At 59.0% G+C, this 3,890-nt stretch carries 5 protein-coding genes and 1 pseudogene; 3 read left to right on the top strand and 3 right to left on the bottom strand.

From position 1 onward, the window contains the following. Together ACTIEN_RS21995 and ACTIEN_RS21990 are read right to left on the bottom strand one after the other, a co-directional pair. Positions 1-259: MerR family transcriptional regulator (locus ACTIEN_RS21995; RefSeq protein WP_439525280.1), on the bottom strand; the 259-nt coding region annotated here is incomplete at its 3' end. Positions 260-541: 282 nt separating this feature from the next. After that, the gene (locus ACTIEN_RS21990; protein ID WP_439525279.1) at positions 542-1,483 is read right to left on the bottom strand and encodes a recombinase family protein; all 942 of its coding nucleotides are present in this window, start codon (positions 1,481-1,483) and stop codon (positions 542-544) included. Between ACTIEN_RS21990 and ACTIEN_RS21985 the strand changes: the two genes are divergently transcribed. The 3 genes from ACTIEN_RS21985 to ACTIEN_RS21975 all read left to right on the top strand — a co-directional run bounded on the left by ACTIEN_RS21985 (position 1,476) and on the right by ACTIEN_RS21975 (position 3,491). After that, positions 1,476-2,513, top strand: coding sequence for an IS110 family transposase (locus ACTIEN_RS21985; protein ID WP_439525278.1), 1,038 nt, complete (start codon positions 1,476-1,478; stop codon positions 2,511-2,513). The genes ACTIEN_RS21990 and ACTIEN_RS21985 overlap by 8 nt on opposite strands. 437 nt (positions 2,514-2,950) lie before the next feature. Next, positions 2,951-3,196 carry a type II toxin-antitoxin system ParD family antitoxin gene (locus ACTIEN_RS21980; protein WP_439525277.1) on the top strand — a complete coding sequence of 82 codons (246 nt, stop codon included), beginning with the start codon at positions 2,951-2,953 and terminating at the stop codon, positions 3,194-3,196. Next, on the top strand, positions 3,078-3,491 hold the full coding sequence (locus ACTIEN_RS21975) for a type II toxin-antitoxin system RelE/ParE family toxin (protein ID WP_439525276.1): 414 nt from the start codon (positions 3,078-3,080) through the stop codon (positions 3,489-3,491). The genes ACTIEN_RS21980 and ACTIEN_RS21975 overlap by 119 nt, the downstream gene beginning before the upstream one ends. 7 nt (positions 3,492-3,498) lie before the next feature. Here the strand turns inward: ACTIEN_RS21975 and ACTIEN_RS21970 are convergent. After that, a pseudogene (locus ACTIEN_RS21970) lies at positions 3,499-3,890 on the bottom strand (tyrosine-type recombinase/integrase); the annotation flags it as partial.

Raw genomic sequence — 3,890 nt, 5'->3', positions numbered from 1 at the left:
TCTGCTCTGCGGTGTAGAACCTGCGGCCGCGAGCGTCTGTTTCGATATCACCGAGATTGAGCTTGTCCTCGAAAAACATCTTCCGCAAAAAATCTTGGCTTACCCCGAGGATCTGGGCAACTTCCGTGGATGAGAACCGTCTGAGAGCTTTTCGTTCGTCAGGTAGAAACGACTTGCGCATATTCACATCAAGCGATTTGCTTAGACGTGTCGCCATCGTTTGGATCTTTTGATCCATTCTGATCCGCTGCTCGTTCATGCCCGTCCCGCCGCCCGTCTTCCGGGTCTATCTTGAGAAGGAACGCAAAACCGCCGGAAACTGATGGTTAGCGTTCTTCCGCAAAAATGTCAGGAAAGCGTTTGACAGGCAAGGATTTTTTCAAACGGACGGAAGGCGCCGTGTGAAATCATTTCTTTACAATGACTTACCCTTCTGCGCCGCTCCAGCGCATCAAGTGCTTGTGTTGCTGCCATCTCTTAAACGCAAGATGTATCCGTTTCACATAGGCGGTTTTGCTTTGAAAGAACGAATCTGAGTCTCTTAAATCATTCCCATGTTCTTGGCCCGCTCCAACAGCATTTTCACGGAAGACGGCTGCCAGCTTGTCCGCCTGCGGGGCGTGCGATCGCGCATCGCTTCCAGCCGGTTGCAGATCGCCTGAAGCGTGAGGTCGGGATCCGCTCCTTTGATAGCGGCGACGAAGGCGGGCAGGCGGTCGTCTGTTTCGCGGCGCCCGGCGCGGGCCAGCACCTCGGCAGGCAGGAAGCCGTCCCGAACATAGGCGTTGACGGCGCGCAGCAGGCGGCTTTGGGTCCACTGGCGTTCGCGGGGCAGGGGGCCGTTGACGATGCGCACCACGTCCTCCCAGGCCAAGTCGGGGCGCAACCGGCGGACATGGGGCACCCAGTCCTGGGCAGTCTCGTTCAGCCGCTCCATGTAGCCGTCCTGTCGCGCCAACCGCACCTTACGAAGAGCGGCAGGGTCTTTGGCCCGCAGTCCAGGGTTTCCGCCCACGCGGCCCTTTGCTCGGGCGCTGGCGAGGCCGGCCTTCGTGCGTTCCCGGATCAGGGCGCGCTCGAACTCGGCCGCAGCGCCCAGAACCTGCAGCGTGAACTTGCCTTGCGGGGATCCGGTGTCGATGGGGTCCTGCATTGAGCGGAAGACAGCACCCTTGACCTCAAGCCGCTCGATCACCTCCAGCAGATGCGACAACGACCGCGCCAGGCGGTCGATCCGCACGACGACCAGCGTGTCGCCCTTGGCCACGCGTTCGAGCACCCGCGCCAATACTGGCCGCGCACGATTGCCGCCCGAGGCTTGCTCCTCAAATATCTCGACGCAACCCGCAGTCTTCAGAGCCTCTGCCTGGGGCAGGGGGGTCTGATCCTCGGTAGATACATGAGGGAATCGCGGCGGCGCAGATCGAGAGGTTGGTGCAAGCTGCGAGGATACAAGCCTTGAAGGAGGTAGCCCTATGCCCATGTTTGCCGCCCTTGATGTGTCCAAGAGAGAGACGCAGGTTCATATCGTTGATGTTTCCGGGAAGTGCGTCTGGCGCGGAAAAGTGCCGACCAATCCGAGAGACATTACCACAGTGCTGCACCCCTACGCCAAACAACTTGAGAAAGTTGGTCTTGAGACGGGCAGCTGGAGTTCATGGTTGTTCCATGGCCTGACCGATCTGGGTTTCGACGTCGCTTGCATGGACGCACGCCAAGCACACGCTGCGCGTTCTGTGACGGTCAACAAAACCGATGTAAATGATGCTGAGGGGCGCGCGCATCTGCTGAGAACCAGTTTGTTCCGCGAGGTGCGAGTAAAGCCTTGGTGTGATTTACGCAGGCGGGCATTGCTTCGGGCGCGCGCGACGCTGGTGCGGACGGTCATCGATCTGGGCAATGCAATCCGGAGCGCTTTGAGGCTATTTGGCTTTAACATGCCAGCTGGCCCTGGTTCGGGAGGGGCACGGGCCTTTGAGCGCCGTGTCAAACAACATCTCGCCGAGCAACCCGGGCTGGTGTCCGTCGTCCACCCGCTACTGGAAGCCTGGCGCGCAGCGCGTAAACAGGTGGCTCAGCACGAAAGCTCGATCCGTGCCGAAGTTCGTGCGGATAAGCGATGCCAACTGCTTATGACTTTCCAAGGGGTCGGCCATTTGAACGCAGTCGCCTTCGTGGCCGCGATCGGCGACACCAAGGCTTTCCCATCCGGGCGCACGGCAGCGGCTTGGATCGGCTTGACCCCACGACGATACCAGTCAGGCGATATTAACATGCAGGGCAGGATTTCGCGTCACGGCGACAAGTTGTTGCGATCCTATCTCTATGAGGCCGCCGCCCACATTCTGACTCGCGCCAAGACGGACAGCGCCCTGAAGAGGTGGGGGACTGCCCTGCGCGAAAAGATCGGGTTCAAGAGCGCGAATGTGGCTGTGGCAAGAAAACTGGCTGTGACGTTGTTTGCCATGCTGCGCACCGGCAAACCATTTGAAGCAGATGGGGTGCCCGCGTAGTCAGGTAACAAGATCTGCTGCTGAAAGGCAGTGGTACGTCCGCCGGGACGCCGAGCCGGTTCACCGCGTTACGCTCGCTTCAATCCCATACGGGAACACTGCGTTTCGAAACATTGCGGGAGCCGTTTTCGGAGCTCATCATGCGGCGGCACATGCCCGACCGCGAAGACAACCCTGACCCCGGACAGGCGGACACGCCACGTAAGTTCAGCTGCCCAGAAAAACAAAAAACGCCGCCCATTTTGGCGACGTTGCAATGAAGAAGTGCCTGACCCAAAGACCGCGATTAGACAACGAGCATAACCGATCAGGGGCATCAAGACAGTCTTTTTGCAGCTTTATCTACTACTAATAAACGACCGTTTGGCACCAATTTTACGGATCAATCTTGCAATATGGCAAACTTTGCCACAACTCTAATCAGGAAGGAGACAGTTATGGGCACTATGAACATTTCATTGCCGGACCCCATGAAACGCTGGGTCGAAGAGCAGGCGAAAACCGGGCGGTATGCCAATTCCAGCGACTATGTCCGAGACCTGATCCGGCGTGATCGGTCGCGCAATGAGGCCATCGCGGAGATCCAGACCTCTGTCAACATTGGTCTTGCCAGCGGACCCGGGGCCACGCTCGATCGAAGCACTTTCAAGTCCCGGATGCGCGCCAAATATGCCGGAGAATAGCCGTTGGGTCATTCGACCCGCGGCTGAAACAGACCTGTCCGACATTTGGCGCCACGGAGCAGGCAAATGGGGCATTGAGCAGGCGGATCGTTATTCAGACGGCCTGTTTGCGCTCTTCGACCTGATTGCTGACTTTCCACAGATGGCCCGTGAGCGCAGCGAGTTCGCACCCCCGGTACGCATCCATTCCAGCGGAGCGCATCTGGTGATCTACCGCGTGGATGGCCACAAAGTCGAGATCATCCGCATATTGCATGCCCACCAAAACCTAACGGCCTATTTACAGGAATACTGACACATCTCAATCCCGCAGCCTTGATCGGGTTCACGCGGAACCGGTCGCGGCGGCGCTGGTAGCGCCGGGTCAACTCGTCCGAGGCGTGGCCGAGCTGCTTTTGGACGTAGCGCTCATTGACCTCTGCCGAATTGGCGACACCGGCGCGCAGGGAATGGCCGGAAAACAGCGCGAGGCGATCCTTTTCTGGCAGGTCGGCGCGGATGCCGGCGTCGAGGACCATGCGCTTGATCAGGCGTGCCACATGCTTGTCGTTCAGCCGCGTTTCCGATGTTCTTTTGCCATCGCGCGAGGTGCCGACAAAGACCGGACTAAGTCCATCTTCGCGAAGTGCAGCCATTGCTCGAGCGCATGGACGGGGCAAGTCTGATCCTTCGAGCCGCGGCCGATCTCGACCTC

The sequence above is a fragment of the Marivita sp. genome (assembly GCF_051859345.1).
Taxonomy (GTDB): domain Bacteria; phylum Pseudomonadota; class Alphaproteobacteria; order Rhodobacterales; family Rhodobacteraceae; genus Marivita.
The sequence above is the reverse complement of the archived record's forward strand: the minus strand, read 5'-3'. Positions and strand labels throughout refer to the sequence as shown.

Bases quoted from the DNA above. Each gene is read 5' to 3' on its own strand.
- ACTIEN_RS21990 (WP_439525279.1), bottom strand. From the start codon at position 1,483: ATGGGCATAGGGCTACCTCCTTCAAGGCTTGTATCCTCGCAGCTTGCA.
- ACTIEN_RS21980 (WP_439525277.1), top strand. From the start codon at position 2,951: ATGGGCACTATGAACATTTCATTGCCGGACCCCATGAAACGCTGGGTC.
- ACTIEN_RS21975 (WP_439525276.1), top strand. From the start codon at position 3,078: ATGAGGCCATCGCGGAGATCCAGACCTCTGTCAACATTGGTCTTGCCA.
- ACTIEN_RS21985 (WP_439525278.1), top strand. From the start codon at position 1,476: ATGCCCATGTTTGCCGCCCTTGATGTGTCCAAGAGAGAGACGCAGGTT.